The organism is Paenibacillus sp. LX16, assembly GCF_036252815.1.
Taxonomy (GTDB): domain Bacteria; phylum Bacillota; class Bacilli; order Paenibacillales; family Paenibacillaceae; genus Paenibacillus; species Paenibacillus polymyxa_B.
On the sequence record NZ_CP141152.1, the window covers coordinates 87,464 to 111,333 of the forward strand.

Annotated in this window: 1 protein-coding gene; it reads left to right on the forward strand. The window is 49.9% G+C overall.

Features of this window, described 5'->3' with window-relative positions:
- Positions 1-69: 69 nt before the first annotated feature.
- Positions 70-23,796 (forward strand): non-ribosomal peptide synthase/polyketide synthase, encoded by a 23,727-nt coding sequence (locus tag T3H97_RS00415; RefSeq protein ID WP_328801395.1) that lies wholly within the window; start codon positions 70-72, stop codon positions 23,794-23,796.
- Positions 23,797-23,870 lie beyond the last annotated feature (74 nt).

The following is a 23,870-nucleotide window of genomic DNA, read 5'->3' on the forward strand; positions in this document are numbered from 1 at the left end:
GTCCTTTTGTCCTCCTGACTGCCAGGTGCAGCGGGAGGATATTCACATCATGGAATAGGAGTGAATGAGATGAATGACATGCAGTTATATGATTTAACAAATGCGCAGAAGCGTATATGGTATACCGAATTACTCTACCCAGATACGTCAGTGTCACAGCTTTCCGGTACAGCTAAGATGAAGGGGCATATCAATATTGCTGCCTTTATGCAGTCCATTAATTTGATTATCAAACAGTATGATGCATTCCGCATCCGTATTACCTCAGTGGATGGAGTGCCTCAGCAGTACGTCGTTCCTTATGAAGAGAGACAGTTGGAGTGCCTGGATCTTAGTCACTATGAAAGTGTATCTGAGGTGGAAGCCTTACTTGAGCAACACAAAAGAAAACCCTTGCCCCTGCTGGATTCTGAGCTCTTCCAGTTTTTAATTGTGAAGATTAGCGAGGAAGAGTATTGGATTAATATCAAGATGCACCATATTATTTCTGACGGGATCTCAATGGTGGTCTATGGCAATCAGCTGACAGCATTTTACATGGAGTTAATTCAAGGAAATGAACCGGAGCTGGGCGACGATTGCTCGTATATTCAATATATTGCAGATGAGAATGCATACGAACTTTCTGACAGATACCAAAAGGATAAGGCATACTGGCTGGATAAATTTTCCGATTTGCCTGAGCTTACGGGTTGGAAGTCATATAATCCGTTATCTTTAAGCACCCACGCCGTTCGGGAGCATTTTACCGTACCAGAAGTGCTATATCACGAGCTGCAAGCATTTTGCCAACAGAATAGGATTTCTTTGTTCCAGTTCTTCATGGGTGCGATGTATATCTACATACACAAAATGACGAATCAGCCGGATGTGGTGATTGGCACTTCGTTCGCTAACCGGGGGAACAAAAAAGAGAAGCAAAAGATAGGTATGTTCGTCAGCACCGCTGCTGCCAGAACATACGTCAAAAAGGATATAGATGTGTTGAGCTTCCTGCAGGATGTAGCCAGAGATCAGATGTCAGTCCTGCGGCATCAGAAATATCCATACAATCAGTTAATTCAGGATCTTAGAGAAATGCATGGGAACAAGGATATTCAGCGGCTTTTTGGCGTTTCAATGGAATATCGTCTTATCAATTGGGTTGATTTGGATGATGTGCGTATTTTGACAGATTATGATTTCTGCGGGGACGAAGTGAACGATTTCGTGCTTCATATCGTGGAGATCCTGGATGAAGGCGAACTGGTACTGGATGTCGATTATCGGACAGAGCTGTTTGAACGCAGTGAAGTTAAGGACATGGTTTCCCAGTTGCTTACGATCGCCGAGCAGATCATTCATTCACCTCAGCTTTCTATCGCAGAGGTAAGCTTATTAGGTGAACCAGAAGAGCAGTCCATTTTGGCTCTTTCGGAAGGCGCCGCAGTCGATTATCCACGTGAGAAGACCATTCATGGCTTATTCGAGGAACAAGCCGAGCGCACGCCAGATCACGTAGCCGTTCAGATGGACGAGCAGAGCATTACATACCAAGCTCTAAACGAGCAGGCTAACCAGCTTGCGAGATATTTGCGCTCCGAGGGAGTAGGAGCAGATACGCTCGTAGGGATTATGGCTGACCGTTCCTTGGAGATGGTCATCGGGATGTTGGCCATTTTGAAAGCAGGTGGTGCCTATGTACCAATTGACCCCGATTATCCCGAAGAACGTATCCATTATATGCTGGAGGATTCAGGGGTCCGTCTGTTGCTCACCCAAAGTCATCTATGGGAGAGCACCACTTTTGACGGAAAGCTTGTGAGTCTGGACGAAGCTGCAACGTATACAGGAGATGCTTCCAATCTGGAGAGTATTTCGGGACCAAGCCATCTGGCCTATGTTATCTACACGTCGGGTACGACTGGCAAGCCGAAGGGCACGCTGATTGAACACAAAAATGTAGTTCGACTGCTCTTTAACGATAAAAATTTATTTGACTTCAACTCTCAGGATACGTGGACGCTGTTCCATTCGTTCTGCTTCGATTTCTCCGTTTGGGAGATGTACGGAGCGCTTCTTTACGGAGGGAAATTGGTGATTGTTCCATCTCTCACAGCCAAGAGCCCAGCAGCTTTCCTGGAGTTGTTGAAAGACAACCAAGTCACCATCTTAAATCAGACGCCGACGTATTTTTATCAGGTGCTACAGGAAGAGTTAATGCACTCTTCGACAGAGCTTGGCCTTAGAAAAATCATTTTTGGTGGAGAGGCTTTAAGTCCATCTCTTCTGAGGAACTGGCGGGTCAAGTATCCTGATGTGCAGCTGATTAATATGTACGGAATTACGGAAACAACAGTTCATGTCACCTATAAGGAAATCACGGAACATGAGATTGAAGCGGGGAAAAGCAATATTGGCAGAACGATCCCCACACTTAGCGCTTACATTCTCGATGAGCAAAGACGCCTGCAGCCTGTTGGGGTTCCAGGAGAGCTATACATTGCGGGAGACGGTCTTGCCCGTGGGTATTTGAATCGGCCGGATTTGACGTCTGAGAAATTCGTTGAGCATCCGTATCGGGTGGGAGAGCGGCTGTACCGAACTGGGGATCTTGCTCGTTGGTTGCCTGATGGCAATATTGAATATTTGGGGCGGATCGACCATCAGGTCAAAATTCGCGGCTACCGAATTGAGCTTGGCGAGGTAGAAGCCCAAATTCTCAAGGCTCCAAGCGTACGAGAAACGATTGTCCTCGCACGGGAAGACGAACAGGGCCAAAAATTGCTGTGCGCCTACTATGTAGCCTCCAGTGATCTTTCGCCGGGGGAATTGCGGTCTCAGCTGGCGGCGGAACTCCCCGCTTACATGATTCCTTCTTATTTTGTCCGGCTGGAGCAAATGCCGCTTACACCAAATGGCAAACTGGATCGCCGTGCGTTGCCGGCTCCTGAAAGCAGCGTACAATCCGGCGAGGCTTATTTGGCTCCGAGAACTGCTGTGGAAGCTCAGATGGTACTCATCTGGCAAGATATCTTGGGCGTTGCTCGTGTCGGTGTCAGAGATAATTTCTTTGAAATTGGTGGTCACTCTTTGCGGGCAACAGTGCTCGTTTCACGGATTCACAAAGAATTGGGATGTAGCATTTCGCTGCGTGAGGTGTTTCAGTCACCTACGGTCGAATCCTTGGCGCAACTTGTGAAAAAACACATTCCGACCATGTACGAATCCATCCCACAGGCAACGGAAAGCGAAGCTTACCCAGTGTCCTCAGCGCAAAAGCGGTTATACGTGCTGAGACAGATGGATGGGGGAGAGCTCAGCTACAATATGCCAGGGGCCTTCACAGTGGATGGACCGTTGGATCGCACGCGGCTGGAGTCTGCGTTCCAGGCACTGATCCAGCGTCATGAATCCCTGAGAACCGGCTTTTATATGCAGGATGGAGAGCTTGTTCAGCGTGTGCATAGGAATGTGCCGTTTGCGTTGAACTACACAGAGGCTTTGGTGGAGGAGACGGATACGCTCATTCACAACTTTATTCGTGCCTTTGATCTGAGCCAGGCTCCATTACTGCGTGTTAGCTTGGTGAAGCTCCAGGAGGAGCGTCATCTGTTGCTGTTTGATATGCATCACATCATTTCAGATGGGGTTTCTATTCAAATATTGATAGAGGAACTTACTCATTTGTATCAAGGAGAACAGCTACCAGAGCTGCACATCCAGTACAAGGATTATGCCGTATGGCAACGGGAACAGTCAGAGAACCAATGGCAAGATCTTGAGGAATATTGGCTGCAATCCTTTGAGGGAGAGTTGCCGGTATTGGATTTGCCTACAGACTTCCAACGACCTTCAGTTCGGAGCTTCGAGGGTAGCCGAATTGATTTTACATTGGATGAGTCTGGAAATAAGGCGATACAAGAGCTTGCATCCCGTACAGGTACTACACTGTATATGGTATTGCTGGCCGCTTATTCGGTACTACTGCACAAATATACAGGACAGGAGGATATCGTCGTAGGTTCTCCAGTAGCCGGAAGACCGCAGGCTGAGCTTGAGGGCATCATCGGGATGTTTGTCAACACACTGGCCTTGCGCAGCTACCCGGCAGGAGATAAAACCTTTCAGGATTATCTTCTGGAAATCAAGGAAACGGCGCTCAAGGCGTTTGAGCATCAGGATTACCCTTTTGAAAAATTGGTCGAAAAGCTGGGCGTAGGACGTGATGTCAGCCGCAATCCGCTCTTTGACACCCTATTGGTATTACAAAATACCGAGCAGGAAGAGCAGGAAATGGACGGAGTGCACTTTACCCCTTACTTGATGGACACCGTCACAGCCAAATTCGACCTCTCCCTCAATGTAGAGGAGAAGGGGTCAAAATTAGCCTTTGGCCTCGAGTATAGTACGGCTTTATATCGGCGTGAAAGTGTAGAGCGACTTGCAACGCACTTGCTCCGGGTTCTGCACGCAGTCGTGGCCAATCCTCAGTTGCAATTGGCCGAGATAGAAATGATCACACCGGAGGAGAAAGTACAGATCGTTGAAGTATTTAACGCGACATCGACTCCTTATCCAAGGGACAAGACCATTCATGAGCTGTTCGCAGAACAAGTCAAGCGTACACCAGAGCAGACGGCGCTTGTATTCGGCGATGTCCAGCTAACGTACCTTGAATTGCAAGCCAAGGCGAGCCGACTGGCCCAAACACTGCGTCGTTTGGGAACGTTGAGGGAGCAGCCTGTGGCCGTAATGGGCGGACGAAGCATCGAGATGGTCATTGGTATGCTCGCGGTGCTTCAGGCAGGTGGAGCCTATGTGCCGATTGATCCTGATTACCCGGAAGATCGGGTTCGTTATATGCTTGATGATTCCGACGCCAAGCTATTATTGGTGCAAAAGGGCGAGCTTATAAGTGTAGACTACGGTATACCGATTGTCGATCTTAGTAGTGAAGGGGCCTATGCAGCTGAACCTGCCCAGCCGGAGACGGCTCAGGGATCGCAGGGGCTTGCTTATGTCATCTATACATCGGGTACGACGGGTAGACCGAAGGGAGTTATGGTTGAACACCGGAACGTGGTCCGTCTGGTCAAAGAGACCAACTATGTGGAGCTGAATGAATCCACACGAATTTTGCAAACAGGAGCCGTGGCCTTTGATGCTTCTACATTCGAAATATGGGGAGCGTTGCTTAACGGTGGGCAACTCTATTTCGTAGAGAATGACGACATTCTGATTGCTGATAGGCTCAAAGCAGCTATTACCAAGTATGGGATTACGACATTGTGGCTTACTTCGCCGCTTTTCAATCAGCTTTCCCTGCAGGATGAGTACCTGTTCAGAGGGCTAAAAACATTGTTAGTCGGCGGTGACGTACTATCCCTATCTCATATGAACCGTGTAATCGAGGCTAATCCTGATCTTGTCCCTATCAATGGCTATGGTCCGACAGAGAATACGACCTTCTCCACTACCTACAAGATTCCGGGTCGTGCCGAAGGGGTCGTGCCAATTGGTCGCCCAATTAGTAATTCGACCGCTTATGTGGTCAATGGATCGCTGCAGTTACAGCCTATTGGTGCTTGGGGTGAACTCATTGTCGGCGGTGAAGGTGTAGCGCGCGGATATCTCAATCGTCCTGATCTCACAGCAGAGAAATTTGTTCCTAGTCCTGTGAAGGACGGAGAACCCTGCTACCGAACTGGGGATTTGGTACGCTGGCTTCCAGATGGTAATTTGGAGTTTAAAGGAAGAATTGATGAGCAGGTCAAAATACGTGGTTACCGCATCGAACTCCCTGAAATCGAGGCCCAACTGGCCAAGGTGGAGTCAGTAATCGACGCCGTAGTGGTCGTTCGCGCGGATGAGCTTGGAGAGAAGCAGCTTTGCGCTTATTATGTGGCGGATCGTACGCTCACGGCAGGCGAAGTACGTCTTTCCCTATCGCAGGTACTTCCGGGCTATATGATTCCATCCTACTTTATCCAGATGGACCGTATGCCATTAACGTCAAACGGAAAAGTGGACCGCAGGTCTCTGCCGGCTCCTCAAGTAGGCGCGCATACAGGACGAAAGTATACAGCTCCTCGTACACCGGCTGAAGAAGCTTTGGCATCTGTCTGGCAAGGGGTACTGGGTGCCGAACAGGTGGGTATCCATGACAATTTCTTTGAATTGGGCGGAGACTCCATCAAGGCCATTCAGGTGTCGTCACGGTTACTGCAGGCCGGCTATCGGTTAGAGATGAAGCAGCTGTTCAAATCGCCAACCATTGCCGAGCTAGGCGCGGAAATACAAACGGCTGTGCATATGGCTGAACAGGGAGTTGTGCGTGGAGCGACTCGCTTGACTCCAGTTCAACAGTGGTTCTTTGGACGGAAGCAGGCAGAGCCTCATCACTTCAATCAAGCGGTTATGCTGTATCGTGAACAAGGGTTTGAGGAAAAGGCCTTGCATCAGGTGCTAAGAAAACTCGCTGAGCATCATGACGCCCTTCGCATGGTTTTCCGTCAGACAGAGCATGGATACGAAGCTTGGAATCGTGATCTTGAAGAAGGAGAGCTTTATAGCCTGTTCACCGCTGATTTACGGAATGAATCCGATCCGGCTGCAGCCATTACATCGCTGTCGGATAACATTCAGCGCAGTATCAATCTGGCAGAAGGTCCGCTGCTGAAGTTAGGACTTTTCCATTGTCAGGATGGAGACCACCTTCTGATCGTGATCCACCATTTGGTGGTGGACGGAGTATCCTGGCGGATTTTGTTCGAGGATATTGCAGCAGGCTATGAGCAGGTGATTCAAGGACAAGCGCTGACATTCCCGCAGAAGACGGATTCCTTCCGTGACTGGGGAGACGCCCTTGCTCGTTATTCGGAAGGTCCTGAAATGGAGACTCATCGGGCGTATTGGAGAGAGCTGGAGGATCAGCCACTCGAACAGTTGCCGAAGGATGAGACTGTGGAAAGCCTTCTTTTACAAGATAGCAAAGTAGTAACAGCACAATGGACTCTAGAAGAAACCGACCAATTGTTGAGAAAAGCCCATCGTGCTTATCAAACAGAGACGAATGATCTGCTATTGACTGCTCTGGGCATGGCGGTATCCAAATGGTCTGGCATCGGAAAGGTTGCTGTGAATCTGGAAGGACACGGTCGTGAGCCGATTATACCGAATATCGACATCACCCGTACCGTAGGCTGGTTTACAAGTCAATTTCCGGTGATTTTAGACTTGGGGGATGACCCGGAAGTGGCCTCCTTGATCAAGTCTGTGAAAGAAGGGCTGCGTCGAATTCCGAACAAAGGTATTGGCTACGGGTTGCTCAAAACGATGGCAAGTCAGTTGGACGAAGGCAGCTTCAGCTTGCAGCCTGAGATTTCTTTTAACTATCTGGGACAATTTGATCAGGATTTGCAAGGAAGCTCGTTGCAGATTTCTCCTTATCCGACCGGAAGCGCCCAAAGCTTGTTGGAGGAACCGGCCTATACGCTAGACATCAATGGCATGGTGACGGACGGAGCCTTGACTCTGACGATTACTTATAACGGAAAACAGTATAAGTCATCTACGATGGAACAGCTCGCTGGATATATTGAAGAAAGCCTGCGGGAGCTTCTCCAGCATTGCGTAAACCAAGAAAAAACCATATTGACACCAAGCGACGTGCTTGCGAAGGGTCTAAGCATTGCCGATCTGGAGGAGCTTTCTAAGCAGACCAGCCAGATAGGCGATATTGAGAATGTATATAGTCTGACGCCGATGCAGAAGGGCATGCTGTTCCATGATATGTTTGAGCCGCATACAGGTGCTTATTTTGAGCAGGCTGCCTTTGACTTTAAGGGTAGCTTTGATCCGACCGCCTTCGGACACAGTCTGGATGCAGTGGTGGAGCGTCATGCTATCCTGCGCACGAACTTTTACAGCGGATGGGGCAGTGAGCCTTTGCAGGTTGTATTTCGGCACAGAGGCGCTAAATTGGTGTACGAAGACCTGCGGGAGATGAATGCATCGCAGCGCGAAGCTTACCTGAAGACATTTGGTGCTAAGGACAAAGCACTGGGCTTCAACCTAGCTGAAGACGAGCTTCTCCGTGTATCCATTTTACAAACAGATGAAGAGAGCTTCCGTCTCTTATGGAGCTTTCACCACATCGTCATGGATGGGTGGTGTGTTCCGTTAATTACGCAGGAGGTATTTGAACACTATTTTGCCCTCCTGGAAGGAAGAGAGCCGCAGCTGGCAGAGGTTCATCCGTACAGTCGATATATCGAATGGCTCGAACAGCAGGATGAAGCAGCTGCGTCCAACTATTGGAGCCGATATCTGGCCGGTTACGAACAGCAGACGCTTTTACCTCAAGTCGGTGGAGCAAGTAAGGGAGAAGGCTATGTAGCAGAAAAGCTGAATTATCCTCTCAGCAAGGAATTAACTGAGCGCCTTGAAAAGGTGGCCAGGGATGCTCATGTCACGATGAATATATTGCTGCAGTCCCTCTGGGGCATTGCGCTTCAACGCTATAACGGTAGCCGAGATGTCGTGTACGGAAGTGTAGTATCAGGCAGACCAGCAGAAATTCCGGGCATTGATCGGATGATCGGTTTGTTCATCAATACGATTCCCGTTCGTGTGAAGACAGAGGAGAATCTCCCCTTCACAGTTCTGATGAAGCAGCAGCAGGAACAATATATGGCTTCTCATATGTATGACACCTATCCGTTGTTTGAGATTCAGGCTCAGACGGATCAGAAGCAGGATTTAATCTCACATATTATGGTGTTTGAGAACTATCCTGTGGAGGAGGAGGTAGAGCGTCTGGGTGGTGGCGAGGCTGCCTTTGAGATTGAGGAAGCGGAGCTTCTTGAGCAAACGAATTATGATTTTAATTTAATTGTCCTCCCTGGCGAAGAGATGAGATTGCTGTTCCAGTACAATGCACTTGTTTATGACCAAGTAACAATTGGGCAAATCAAGGGCCATCTGGTTCACCTCATGGAACAAATTGTAGAGAACCCTGCCATTTCCGTGGATGCACTAGAATTAGTCACGCCGCAGGAGAGAGGACAGATTCTGAACGTATGGGGAAATACAAAAGGCATTTACGAGCACTGTAACACGTTCCACGGGCTGTTGGAAGAACAGGCGGTACGAACACCGGATGCGACTGCCATTTGGTTCGAGGACGAGAGTCTGACCTATGCCGAGCTCAATGCAAAAGCCAATGGACTGGCGAGAAGGCTCCGTACCCAGGGAATCAAGACGGGAGATCTGGTGGGACTGATTGCTGAACGGTCGCTCGAAATGATCGTTGGGATCTACGGCGTTATGAAAGCCGGGGGTGCCTATGTTCCAATCGATCCAGAGTATCCGAAAGAACGAATCAGTTACATGCTTGAAGATTCCGGGGCGAAGCTGATCCTTACACAGGCCCATCTCTTGGAGCATCTCGGATGGACGGAAAATGTTTTGCTGCTGGATGAATCATCGACCTATGATGCCGACACCTCGAATTTGGAGGCTACTGCCGGCCCGGATGATCTGGCTTACGTGATCTACACTTCAGGTACGACGGGTCAGCCTAAGGGCGTATTAGTCGAGCATCGGGGACTACCCAATCTTTCGGACGTATACGGGACACACTTCGAAGTTACACCGCAGGATCGGATAGTTCAGTTTGCAAGCCTGTCGTTTGATGCATCGGTTTCGGAAATTTTAACGGCGCTGAGCCACGGGGCTGTTCTGTGCATCCCTTCTACACAAGATATTTTAGATCATGCCCTGTTCGAGCAGTTCATGAACGATAAGGGGATTACGGTAGCGACTTTGCCGCCCGCCTACGCTATCCACCTTGATCCAGAGCGTTTGCCAACACTGCGGTGCCTGCTAACCGCAGGATCGGCCGCATCGATCGAGTTGATCGAAGAGTGGAGGAAGCATGTACGTTACTCTAATGGCTATGGCCCAACAGAGGACTCCGTATGCACCACAATCTGGTCTGTCCCGGACAGTGAGGAAGCAACGAATATTGTATCTATTGGACGACCTATTGCTAACCATAGTGTGTACATCTTGGATGACCATTTTAGATTGCAACCTGTAGGTGTAGCTGGAGAGCTATGCATTTCGAGTATCGGGTTAGCACGGGGGTATCATAATCGGCCTGAGTTAATGGATGAGAAGTTCGTGGACAATCCGTTTGCTCCAGGAGAACGTATGTATCGGACGGGTGACCTGGTTCGCTGGTTACCGAATGGAACCATCGAGTACTTAGGTCGAATAGATCACCAAGTCAAAATCCGCGGCTACCGTATCGAGCTAGGCGAGGTAGAAGCACAAATGCTCAGAGTGCCGTCCGTTCAGGAAGTCGTAGCCATGGCTGTAGAGGGTGATGACGGCTACAAAGATCTAGTCGCTTATTTCGTAGCTGCTCAGAAACTTGAGGTATCCGAGCTTCGTGCCGTCCTGTCGGAGATGTTACCTGGATATATGATTCCTTCCCGCTTCATACAACTGGAGGACATGCCTCTGACGTCGAACGGAAAAATCGATCGAAAAGCGCTGCAGGGCGAGCGTGGATGGGCAGCGGCTTCGTCTGAGGCTCCAAGGACACCTGTGGAAATCCAATTAGCGGAAATATGGCAAGAGGTGCTGGGTGTAGAGAGCGCGGGAGTGAAGGATAATTTCTTCCATTTTGGAGGCCATTCACTGCGTGCAGCCCTGCTAGTCTCACGAATTCGCAAGGAAATGAATCGCGAGATTAGTCTGAGATCAGTGTTCGAGTCTCCTACTATTGAAGGATTGGCTCGTGCCATTGAGGGCTATACACCGCTGAATTTCGAAGAAATTCCTACAGCGGGAGCGAGAGAGCATTATCCATTGTCCTCGGCCCAAAAACGACTGTTTATTCTAAGTCAGCTGGAAGGTGGAGAGCTGAGCTACAATATGCCGGGTATCCTTACCGTTGAGGGAGCTTTGGATCGGGAACGGCTAGAGCAGGCATTCCGTCGTCTGATTCACCGCCATGGTTCGCTGCGCACTCGTTTTGTGACTGTGAACGGTGAACCTGTACAGCAGCTCCTGACGGATGTTCCGTTTGCTGTGGAATATGCGGAGTTGAGCGAGGAAGAGGCAGGAGCTACCCTTCAGCAGTTTGTCCGTCCTTTTGATTTAGGTGTAGCTCCATTGCTGCGGGTCGGCCTTATTCGAATTGCACATGAGCGCCATTTACTATTGTTTGACATGCATCATATTGTCTCAGATGGGGTTTCTATGAATATTCTCATAGAAGAGTTTCTCCGCTTCTACCAAGAGGAGGACGTATTTCCTGAGCTACAGATCCAGTACACAGACTATGCTGTATGGCAGCAAGAGCAGCTCGGGAGCGAGCGTCTTAAGGCCCAGGAAGCTTACTGGCTGGATGCTTTTCGCGGAAGCTTGCCAGTGCTGGATTTGCCAGGAGATGAAGTTCGTCCTGCGGTGCGAAGCTTTGCGGGCGATCGAATCGACTTCCAAATTGATTCTTCTCTGAGTGCTTCACTTCAGGAGCTGGCTACCCGAACGGGTTCCACTCTGTTCATGGTACTGCTGGCAGCCTATACAGCGCTCTTGCACAAGTACACAGGTCAGGAAGATGTCATTGTCGGTTCACCTGTGGCGGGGAGATCTCATGCGACACTCGAAGGCCTCATCGGTATGTTCGTCGGCACAGTGGCACTTCGTACTTATCCAGAAGGAGAAAAGCCTTTCGAGGCTTATCTGCAGGAAGTGAAGGAAACAGCGCTGCGGGCCTATGAAAACCAGGATTACCCGTTCGAGGAGCTGGTAGAAAAGCTGGAGCTTCAGCGTGATTTGAGCCGTAACCCACTATTTGATACCATGTTTGTCCTGCAAAATATCGAGCAGGGAGAACAAGAAATAGAAGGATTGCGCTTCACTCCTTATGATAATGTACATCCGGCTGCCAAGTTCGATCTCACGCTGACCGTGAGTGAAGCAGACGGGGCATTGAACTGCACGCTTGAGTACGCGACTGCGATCTACAAGCAAGAGACTGCTGAGCGGATGGCAGGCCACTTTGTACAGCTTATTCGGGAAGCCATCGCCAATCCGGCACTGCCGTTGTCATCCCTTGATATCGTGACACCTCAGGAAAAATCAAGGTTGATGAAAGCGCCGGACGAAGCCAAGGCAGATTATCCTCGTGACAAGACGATCCATGCGCTGTTCGAGGAACAGGCTGCACGTACTCCGAATGCAGTGGCAGTCGTATGTGAAGATGCAACCCTGTCCTACAGCGAGCTGAACGAGCGGGCCAATGGACTTGCCCGAACGCTGAGGGAACGTGGTTTGCAACCAGACGGTTTGGCTGGAATCATGGCGGATCGTTCTCTTGAAATGGTGGTCGGGATTTTAGCCATCTTGAAGGCAGGCGGGGCCTATGTCCCTGTAGACCCTGAATATCCAGAGGACCGCATTCGCTTTATGCTTGAGGATTCGGGAGCCAAGCTACTGCTGACACAAGCACATCTGGAGCAACGTGTCTCCTTCGCCGGGGATATCGTAAGTCTGGACAAAACGGCTTCCTACAAGGAGGATGTCTCAAACCTGCAGCCTGCAGCCGGACCGGAGCATCTTGCCTACGTCATCTACACATCGGGTACGACAGGCAAGCCAAAGGGAACACTGATTGAACATAAAAATGTAGTTCGCTTGCTCTTTAATGATAAAAATATGTTTGATTTTGGCCCTCAGGATACGTGGACACTGTTCCATTCATTCTGTTTTGACTTCTCTGTATGGGAAATGTACGGAGCATTGCTGAACGGAGGACGGTTGGTCATCGTTCCATCGCTTACCGCGAAGAGTCCAGATCGTTTCTTGCAATTGCTTAAGGATCAGAAGGTCACCGTTTTGAACCAGACACCGACGTACTTCTACCAGTTGCTACAGGAAGAGCTCGGTCATCAAGCGGCAGAACTGAGCCTCCGTATGATTATCTTCGGTGGAGAGGCATTAGCCCCGGCCCTGCTCAAGGACTGGAGAACGAAGTATCCGCAAGTGCAGCTCATTAACATGTACGGCATTACCGAAACGACCGTGCATGTAACCTATAAGGAAATTACAGAGTTGGAAATTGAACAGGGCCGCAGCAATATCGGCACCACGATTCCGACGCTGCGAGCGTACATTTTGGATGAACAACGCCGTCCACAGCCGATTGGCATTCCAGGTGAACTCTATGTGGCGGGCGTAGGTCTGGCGCGAGGTTATCTGAACCGACCGGAATTGACGGAAGAGAAGTTTGTCGCTCATCCGTTTGAAGCGGGCGAGCGCATGTACCGCTCGGGTGACTTGGCACGCTGGTTGCCGGATGGCAGCATGGAGTATTTGGGACGGATTGACCATCAGGTTAAAATCCGTGGTTACCGTATCGAGCTGGGCGAAGTGGAAGCGAAGCTGCTTCATGCTCCGTCTGTAAGGGAGGCCGTTGTGCTCGCCCGGGAGGATGGAAGTGGACAAAAAGTGCTTGTCGGCTATTTCACTGCCGATCAGATGCTGACGGTAGGCGAGTTGAGAAAAGCCTTGGCTGCCGAACTGCCGACTTATATGATTCCATCTTACTTTATGCAATTGGAACAGATGCCTTTGACGCCAAATGGCAAGCTGGATCGCAAAGCGCTTCCGGCTCCGGAGACCAATGTGCAGACTGGAGCGGTTTATGAACCGCCAAGGACGAAGGCTGAGGAAGCTTTAGTTTCCGTATGGCAAGGTGTACTGGGAGCGCAGCAGGTCGGCATCCATGATCATTTCTTCGATCTGGGTGGTGACTCCATCAAGGCGATTCAGGTGTCCTCGAGATTGTTCCAAGCTGGATATAAATTAGAGATGAAGGATCTCTTCAAATATCCGACAATTGCCGAGCTAAGCCCGTATCTTCAGGCAGCCGGACGTACAGCGGAACAGGGCGAAATTAAAGGTGCAGCAGAGTTAATGCCAATTCAGCGTTGGTTCTTTGAACGCCATACAGCGGAGCCGCACCATTATAATCATGCCGTCATGCTCTATCGGAAAGACGGCTTTGATGAGGCTGCACTCCGGTTGACAATGGACCAAATTGCGATCCATCATGACGCGCTGCGCATGGTTTTCCGGCCTACAGAAGCTGGGTATGCAGCTTGGAATCGGGGAACGGACGAAGGCGAGCTCTACACATTGGACATTGCCGATGTGCGGCAGGCGAAAGACCAGACAGCTACGGTTCAGGTCCAAGCCGATGCCATTCAGGCAAGCTTTGACTTAGAAGGTGGCCCACTGTTCAAGCTAGGCCTGTTCCATTGTGAAGATGGCGATCATTTGTTGATTGTCATTCACCACCTCTTGGTTGACGGCGTATCCTGGCGCATCCTGTTTGAGGACATTGCAGCGGGGTACGAGCAGGCATTGAATGGACAAGCAATCATCCTTCCACAAAAGACCGATTCGTATCTTGTATGGTCTGAGCAAGCGACGAAGTATGCAGCAGGGCCTGCTCTGGACAAGGAGCGTGCATACTGGCAGCTGATCGAGGAGGCGATTTTGGCCCCACTGCCGAAGGATGAGGATCAGAAGCCGGGCACCATTCGGGATACTGAATCGGTTACGGTAACGTGGTCTGCGCAGGAAACAGACCTGCTGTTGCGACAAGCGAACCGGGCGTATCATACGGAGACGAATGACTTGCTCTTGACTGCTCTGGGGGCAGCCATTCAGCGCTGGACAGGCATGGAGCAGATTTTGGTCAATCTTGAAGGGCATGGACGGGAAATGATCGTACCAGACCTGGATATTACCCGTACCGTGGGTTGGTTCACAACCCAGTATCCGGTTCTGCTGAATCTGCAAGGCAGACAGGAAGTATCTGCGCGAATCAAGCGCATCAAGGAGAATTTGCGAGAGGTTCCGCACAAAGGAATCGGCTACGGTCTTCTGAAGTATATGGCACCGGAAAAAAGTGTCGGATTCAGCGTAGAGCCGGAGATTTCCTTCAATTATCTTGGGCAGTTTGATCAGGATTTGGAGGGTAATGCCCTTAGCCTATCCACGCATTCAGTGGGTAAGGCGCTCAGCGATCTCACACCACAGCAATATGCTCTGGATGTGAATGGCATGATTGCTGAAGGACAGCTATCACTGACGATTACGTACAGCAGCAGGCAGTATCGTAACGAGACGGTGAGTCATTTTGCTGAATTATTACAGTCAAGCCTTAGTGAGGTCATCCGGCATTGTGTGGCTCAGGAGCATTCACAGCTTACACCAAGTGATGTTCTGTTCCAAGGATTAACATTGGAGCAGCTTGATCGACTCACGGCGCAGACGGCTCACATCGGAGAGATTGAGGATGTGTATAAGCTGACGCCAATGCAGAAGGGAATGCTGTTTCACAGCCTGCTGGAGCCGGACTCCTCTTCATACTTCGAACAGGCAACATTTGAGTTGCGTGGTAGCTTCGATGTAGATATCTTCTTCGAGAGCTTCCAGGCTTTGGTGCAACGACATGCCATACTACGTACCGGCTTTTACAACAACATTGCTGATGTACCGTTGCAAGTTGTCTTTAAGCAACGGTTAATCCCTCTGCACTACGTAGATTTGCGCGACGCATCTATGCAGGAACAAGAAGCCCGAATCAAGGCTTATATTGCTGAAGATATGGTTAAGGGGTTCAGCTTGTCAGAAGATCCGCTGATGCGAGTGACCGTCTTGCAGAAGGATCAAAGCTGCCTTGTATTGTGGAGCTTCCACCATATTGTCATGGATGGCTGGTGTATCCCGATCATTACACAGGAGCTGTTCGATTATTATTCTGCCAAGAAACAGCAAATACAGCCTGTCCTGCCGCCAGCTCAGCCCTATAGTCGTTATATCGAGTGGCTTGATGCACAGGATGATCAAGAAGCTTCAACGTATTGGAGCCAATATCTCGAAGATTATGACGGGAATACTGTATTGCCGGAAGGTAAAACGAAATCTCAAGCCAAAGAGGCGGGCTATGTTCTGAATGAGCATGTTCTCCATCTGGGTGCATCCTTGACAGGTAAAATGGATGTTGTCGCGAAGCGCAATCACGTGACCGTCAACACACTCATGCAGACAGCTTGGGGTCTGATTCTGCAACGTTATAATGCCAGCTCGGATGTCGTTTTCGGCGGCGTTGTGTCGGGTAGACCTGCTGAGATTGCAGGGATCGAAAATATGGTGGGTCTGTTCATTAATACAGTACCTATCCGTGTACAGTCATCCAAAGACGAAGCCTTTGTCGAGGTGATGAAACGTACACAGGCACAGTCATTGGCCGGTCGTGCCTACGACACCTATCCACTGTATGAGATTCAGGGGAAAACAACCCAAAAGCAGGACCTGATTTCTCATATTATGATCTTTGAAAATTACCCGCTCGACGAGCAGGTGGAGCAATCGGGTAATCAAACGGAGGACAATCTCGAAGTCGCCAGCTTCACCATGTTTGAACAAACCAACTATGACTTTAACCTGGTTGTGATTCCAGGCGAAGACATCAAGGTCTGCATCCGCTACAATGCTTCGGTTTACGAGCAAGAAAGCATTGCACGTATCGGAGGACACTTGTTGCAGATGCTCGATCAGGTGGCTGCTCGTCCGCAGGCGACGATACAGGAACTGGAGATTGTAACATCCGAGGAACGGATGAACCTGCTTGACTGGGGCGGCAAGGCCCATACCTATCCAAGTGATCAGGGTCTGCATACCTTGTTTGAAGAACAGGTTGTCCGTACGCCGGATAAGATTGCGGCTGTAAATGGGGACACTCAGATCACGTATCGGGAGCTGAACGAGCAGGCGAACAGACTAGCTTCCACCTTGATAGACCAAGGACTACGGAGTGAACAAGTGGTAGGTCTGTTGGCAGATCGGTCTGTAGAACTGCTTGTCGCCATCATGGGTGTGCTCAAAGCGGGTGGAGCCTATGTACCTATTGATCCTGAATATCCGCAGGAGCGGATTCAGTATATTCTGAAGGATTCTGGCGCAGAAATTCTGCTCACACAGAGCCACCTGACGGAGTTGGCCTCTTTTGAGGGGACGGTTATGGAATTGGATTCCCCGCACATTTACGGAACCGGGGTGGGTAATCCCAATATTCCTGTTGGAGGAAACGATCTGGTGTATTTAATCTATACCTCGGGTACAACCGGAAATCCGAAGGGAACCATGATTAACCACAAAGGGATCGTGAACTACATCTGGTGGGCCAATAAGGTCTATTGTGCAGGGCAACCAACGGACTTCCCGCTGTATTCATCCATTTCGTTTGACTTGACGATGACATCAATCTTTACTCCGTTAATAAACGGAGGAATAGTACGAATTTATGATGGTATAGATAAAGCGGAGGTTGTACAGCATATTTTGCGCGAAAATGCAGTGGACATTCTCAAGCTGACGCCGACGCATCTCAGTCTGATTAAAGATATGGCCATTCCAGCGGAAAGTCGCATTCAGCAGCTTATTGTGGGTGGAGAGAATTTGACCACGCATTTGTCGAAAACCATTACAGATCTCTTTGGCGGCAGCATCAAAATCTACAATGAATATGGTCCAACCGAAACGGTTGTCGGCTGCATGATTCACCTGTACGATCCTGCGAAGGATACACGTGAATCTGTACCGATTGGACTGCCGGCGGACAATATATACATTCATATCCTGGATGAACAGCTTCGTCTCGTACCGTTGGGTGTGGAGGGCGAAATGTACATCGCCGGGGACGGGGTAGCCCGTGGATATCTGAACCGTCCTGAGCTTACCGCAGATAAATTCATTAGAAATCCGTTTGCTTCGGAAGGAAATATGTATCGCACTGGGGATTTGGCTCGTCGCCTTCCTAATGGAGACATTGAGTACATTGGACGCATTGACCATCAAGTTAAAATACGGGGCTATCGTATTGAGCTTGGTGAGATTGAGGCCAAGCTGCTGGACATTCCACTTGTCGAGGAAGCTCTCGTTGTTGCGTGGGCAGATGCTCATGGGCAGAAATCGCTGTGTGCTTACTTCGTAGCTGATCGCGAAATGTCTGTCAGCGAGCTGAGAAACGAACTGTCTGCCGGACTGCCTGCATATATGATTCCGTCTTACTTTGTCCAACTGGACGTGATGCCTCTGACACCGAATGGTAAGCTGGATCGCAAGGCACTGCCTGAACCGAACTCGGGCATAAAGGCGGGAGCAGACTTTACCGCTCCGCGCACGGATGTGGAGAACATTTTGGCTTCAATCTGGCAAGGTGTACTCGGCGTGCCGCTTGTCGGCATCCATGATAACTTCTTTGAGCTTGGAGGTGACTCGATCAAATCCATCCAAGTATCTTCAAGGCTTCTCCAAGCAGGCTACAAGCTTGAAATGAAGGATTTGTTCGGTTATCCGACAATTGCAGAGCTGGCGCAGCGCGTTAGTGTGGTCAGCCGAATTGCGGACCAAAGCGAGGTACACGGATCGGTAAGACTGGGACCTGCTCAGCACAGATTCTTCGATGAACAGTCGATGGATCTGCATCACTTTAATCAGTCGGTCATGTTGTACCGACGTGATGGCTTCAATACCGATGCGCTCGCCGAGGTTGTTCGGAAAATTGCAGAGCATCATGATGCTTTACGACTGGTGTTCCGCCAAGGAGAGCAGGGATTGGAGGCCTGGAACCGGAGCATGGGTGAGGGTGAGCTCTATAGCCTTCAAATCCACGACCTGCGGGATGAGACAGACCCGGCTTCAGCAATAGAAGCGGGTGCGGAAGCCATTCAGCGCAGCATCTCTCTGGAGGATGGACCTCTCTTTAGACTGGGGCTGTTCCGCTGTGCGGAAGGCGAGCATCTGTTGATCGTTATTCATCATCTGGCTGTGGATGGCGTATCCTGGCGTATTCTCTTTGAGGACCTGCAGGATGGCTACGAGCAGGCAGCACGTGGAGAAGCGGTCAAGCTTCCACAGAAGACGGATTCGTACCGTGCATGGGTTGAGGGAATCACACAATTTGCAAACGGCCCAGCGGCTGAACAAGAACTCAGCTATTGGGCAGAAGTAGAGGGAGATGGCTTTGTTCCTCTTCCCAAAGACAAGGTAGACGGCGCTCTTCTCATCAAAGACAGTGAGGCTGTCACGGTGAGATGGTCTCCAGAAGAGACGGAGCAGTTCCTGAAAGAAGCGAACCGCACTTACAATACGGAGGTCAACGATCTGCTCCTGACGGCTCTGGGTATGGCTGTTCACGAGTGGACGGGAATCGAACGTGTAGGCATCCTTCTGGAGGGACATGGACGGGAGCCTGTTGTGCCGGAACTGGATATTACTCGCACAATAGGCTGGTTTACAAGTCAATACCCTGTCGCCCTTGAGATGGGAGGGGAATTGGAGATCGGCGCCAGAATCAAGCACGTCAAGGAAGGCTTGCGTCGTATCCCGAACAAAGGTGTCGGATATGGTATTTTGAAATATTTAAGCGACGGTTCCGACGTCTCCTCCTTCTCGGCTGAACCGGAGATTACCTTCAACTACTTGGGACAGTTCGACCAGGATCTTGCAGGAGGGATGATGGAAGTATCGCCTTACTCCGTAGGACCTGAGGTCAGTGAGCAGATGGTGCAGCATCAGGCATTGAATATTAATGGACTGATTGCCGAAGGACAGCTTCAACTTTCGGTCAGCTATAACCGTCATCAGCTCGACGGGGAGTCCGTGACTAAGTTTGTTGGCATTCTGAAGAACCGTCTCAGCGAAGTCATTGGGCATTGCGTAAGTAAGGAAAGAACAGAACTTACACCAAGCGATGTACTCCTCAAAGATATCAGCTTGGAAAAAATCGAGGAGTTAGAAGAGCAGACACGGCATATCGGTAGTATTGAAAATATGTATAAACTAACGCCGATGCAAAAAGGAATGTTGTTCCACAGCTTGCTGGAGCCTCATTCGGAAGTCTACTTTGAGCAGGCCAAATTTGAAATTCAGGGAGCATTCTATCCTGAGGATTTCAAACGCAGCTTAAAATATCTGATGAAACGGCATGCCATATTGAGAACGAATTTCCATGCCGGATGGGGCGATTTCCCTATTCAGATTGTGTTCAAAGAAAGAGCGTGTGACTTCGTATACGAGGATCTGCACGAGCTGGAAGCCGATGAAATTCAAGCGCGTCTTGCAGCTTATACTGCTCAGGATAAAGCAAGAGGCTTTAATCTTGCTGAAGAAGCGTTGCTGCGTGTTGCTATTCTACGTACAGCAGAAGAGGCTTACCATTTGCTGTGGAGCTCTCATCACATCATTTTGGATGGCTGGTGTATGCCGCTTGTGCTCCAGGAAGTGTTTGAGACGTATGGGGTTCTGCGTGAGCAAAGGGAACCAGAGCTTCCTGCAGCTGTATCGTACAGTCAGTATATTCAATGGTTGGAGAAGCAAGGCGAGGAAGAGGCATCCTCTTACTGGAGAGGGTACCTGGAAGGCTACGAGCAGCAGACGAAGCTGCCACAGGCCATCACACAGCCATCAGCAAAAGCAGAAGCCTATGTGTCGGAGAAGCTGGTATTCACGTTGGATGCGGAATTGACCGATCGCCTGGAACAGGTGGCCAAACAGCATCAGGTGACGATGAATACATTGATGCAAGCAGCCTGGGGAATCGTGTTGCAGCGCTACAATAGAAGCCAGGATATCGTCTTCGGAAGTGTAGTATCGGGGAGACCTGCCGAGATTCCGGGTATCGAAAGTATGATCGGTCTCTTCATCAATACAGTTCCGGTTCGGGTTCAGGCCGAGGGAAGCGATTCGTTCTCCCATGTGATGAAAAGACAGCAGGAATTATATTTGGCAGGACATGCTTATGATTCCTATCCGCTCTATGAGATTCAAGCACAGAGCGCACAAAAGCAAGATTTGATTTCTCATATTATGGTGTTCGAAAATTACCCGGTAGAAGAGCATCTGGAAGAGAAAATTGCTAGTGAAGAGGCTGAATACAGAATTACGGATGTTCAGATGTTTGAACAGACGAATTATGATTTTAACCTCATTGTGCTGCCGGGCCGTAATCTGGAGTTCTTGTACCGTTACAATGCCCGCGTCTATGATCGGGAGAGCGTGGAACGCATTCAAGGACACTTGACGAGAATTCTGACAAGCGTAGCTGTTCAACCTACCATCCGTATTGATGAGCTGGAGTTGATCACGCCAGAAGAGAAATCGCAGATTATAGAGGTGTGGGGCGATACAGCAGCTCCTTATCCGCGTGAGCAGACCCTTCACGGTATATTTGAGGAAAAAGCAGCGCTCACACCGGATCGTACAGCACTTATTTACGGTGAAACGGAGCTTACCTATGGAGAACTCGATCAGCAGGCGAACCGTCTCGCACGTACGCTGCGTGCCCAAGGGGTCAGACCGGACCAACCAGTCGGCATCATGGTCGAGCGCTCGCTTGAGATGATCATTGGTATTCATGCCATTCTAAAAGCTGGCGGGGCCTATGTACCGATTGATCCGGAGTTCCCAGAAGATCGTATTCGCCACATGCTGGAGGATTCGGGAGCGAAGCTTCTGCTGACGAAGAACCATCTCAAAGATCGTTTTCCGTTCACTGGCACGATCCTGGCACTTGATGATCCGCAGGCGTATCATGCGGATAGCTCGAAACTGGAGCCAATTGCGGGGCCGGAGCATCTGGCGTATATCATTTACACGTCAGGTTCAACCGGCAAGCCGAAAGGGGTAATGATTGAGCATCGCGCTGCCGTCCATACGCTGAGTCAGTTGGAAGCTGAATATCCGATGTTGGCAGGCGACCGTTTCCTGCTCAAAACAACATTCACCTTTGACTTCTCCGTGCCGGAGCTGTTCTGCTGGTTCTTTGGACAAGGGACTCTCGTGATCCTGCCACAAGGCGTGGACAAAGACCCGATGGCACTGCTAGAGGCCGTGGATACGAACCGTATCACGCATCTCAATTTGGTGCCGTCGATGCTCAGTGTGCTTGTTCAATACTTGAAAGAAAGCGGCAACCAAGGATTCCTTACTCTGAAATACCTGTTTGCCTGCGGCGAGACGCTGCCTGCCAAACTTGTGGAAGAGTATTATAAAGTATCTCCTTACGCAGTACTGGAAAACATCTACGGTCCTACGGAAGCAGCCGTATATGCGACTCGGTATACAACGAGCCTTGAGACTGCGGCTCTAACGCATGTGCCGATCGGCAAACCGTACGCTAACGTCCAAGTATGGATGATGGACAGCGCTTCTCAGGTATCACCTGTGGGGGTACCGGGAGAACTCTGCATTGCGGGCGAAGGGGTAGCGCGGGGGTATTTCAACCAGCCGAACCTGACGGCAGAGAAGTTCATTCCTCACCCGTACAAACCGGGAGCACGAATTTACCGAACGGGCGATTTGGCCCGATGGCTGCCAGACGGGAATATTGAGTATTTGGGGCGGATCGATCACCAGGTAAAAATCCGCGGTTACCGCATTGAGCTGGGAGAAGTGGAAGCACAAATTCTGAAGGTGCCATCGGTGCAGGAAGCGGTTGTTCTAGCACTGGCTGACTCCACCGGAAGTACTCAACTTTGTGCATACTTTGTGGCCGAAGAGGGGCTTGCAGCGGGCGTGCTACGCGAAGCACTGGCCAGCGAGCTGCCAAGCTACATGATTCCGACTGCTTTCGTACAGTTGGCACAAATGCCGCTGAATCCGAATGGCAAATTGGATCGCAAAGCGCTACCGGCACCGGAAACACTTCTGCGGAGCACAGCGGAGTATATCGCGCCGCGTACGCAGACAGAAGTAGAGCTCGCTCAGATTTGGTCCGAGGTGCTCGGTGTACAGGAAATCGGGATCAGGGATCATTTCTTCGAACTTGGGGGCCATTCCCTGAAAGTATTGGGCTTGATCCAAAGGATTTCGTCCGGTATGGGCGTCCAGCTCCCACTCCAAGTCGTGTTTAATCTGCCGACTGTGGAAGAAATGGCGCATGAAATCTCCAAGTTGCAGGCAACAACTGCTGCTAATGAAGAGGAAATGGAAATTATCCGCTTCCCAGGGAAAGGAACACTCAAAGTGTTTTGCTTCCCTCCACGGGTAGGCCACTCTCTGGGGTACTATGAGATGGCCAAGGAGCTGGAAGGGCTTTGCGAGGTATACGGGATGGAATTTATCGGCGATCGTTTCCAGGGTCAAGATATGCTGGATCGATACATCGATGCTATCGTGGATATTCAAGCAGAGGGCCCATATGTATTCCTGGGATACTCACTTGGAGGAAATCTCGCCTTCGAGGTAGCTAAAGCCATGGAAAGCCGAGGTCACCATGTTGGCGATCTTATTATGGTAGATGCTATGAGAAAGATGTCCAAGGATGAATCGACATCGGAGGAGCTTGAAGAGATTGTCGAGATGGTACTGGACAGCATTAGAGACCAGTACAAAGCATTCCTCGCCGATCCAGCCGACAGGGAGCGAGTCATGGACAAAATGTTGGTTTACTCCGCCTACCGTGATGAGCTTATTAACGCAGGTGAAGTTCATGCGAATATCCATGCTCTGATTGCAGAGGATGATAGTATTGGTCCAGATACATCATTAGATAAATTGTTATGGCAACAGGCGACACTTGGTCAATACAAAGAATACGAAGTCATCGGAACGCATGATGTGTTGCTTGATTCCGGTTTTATCGGGGAAAATGCTAAAGTACTGAGACAGATACTTGGCAAGGTCACAGAGGCCTCATCTAAAAACAAGCCCATTTTGTCCTAAGCTCAATCAAGCATAATAAGTGTTAGGCAGCAAAGACGCCCGGATTCCTTTATATAGAAGGAACTCGGGCGTCT

Excerpts from the sequence above, each read along its gene's own strand:
- T3H97_RS00415 (WP_328801395.1), top strand. The coding sequence starts at position 70 with ATGAATGACATGCAGTTATATGATTTAACAAATGCGCAGAAGCGTATA.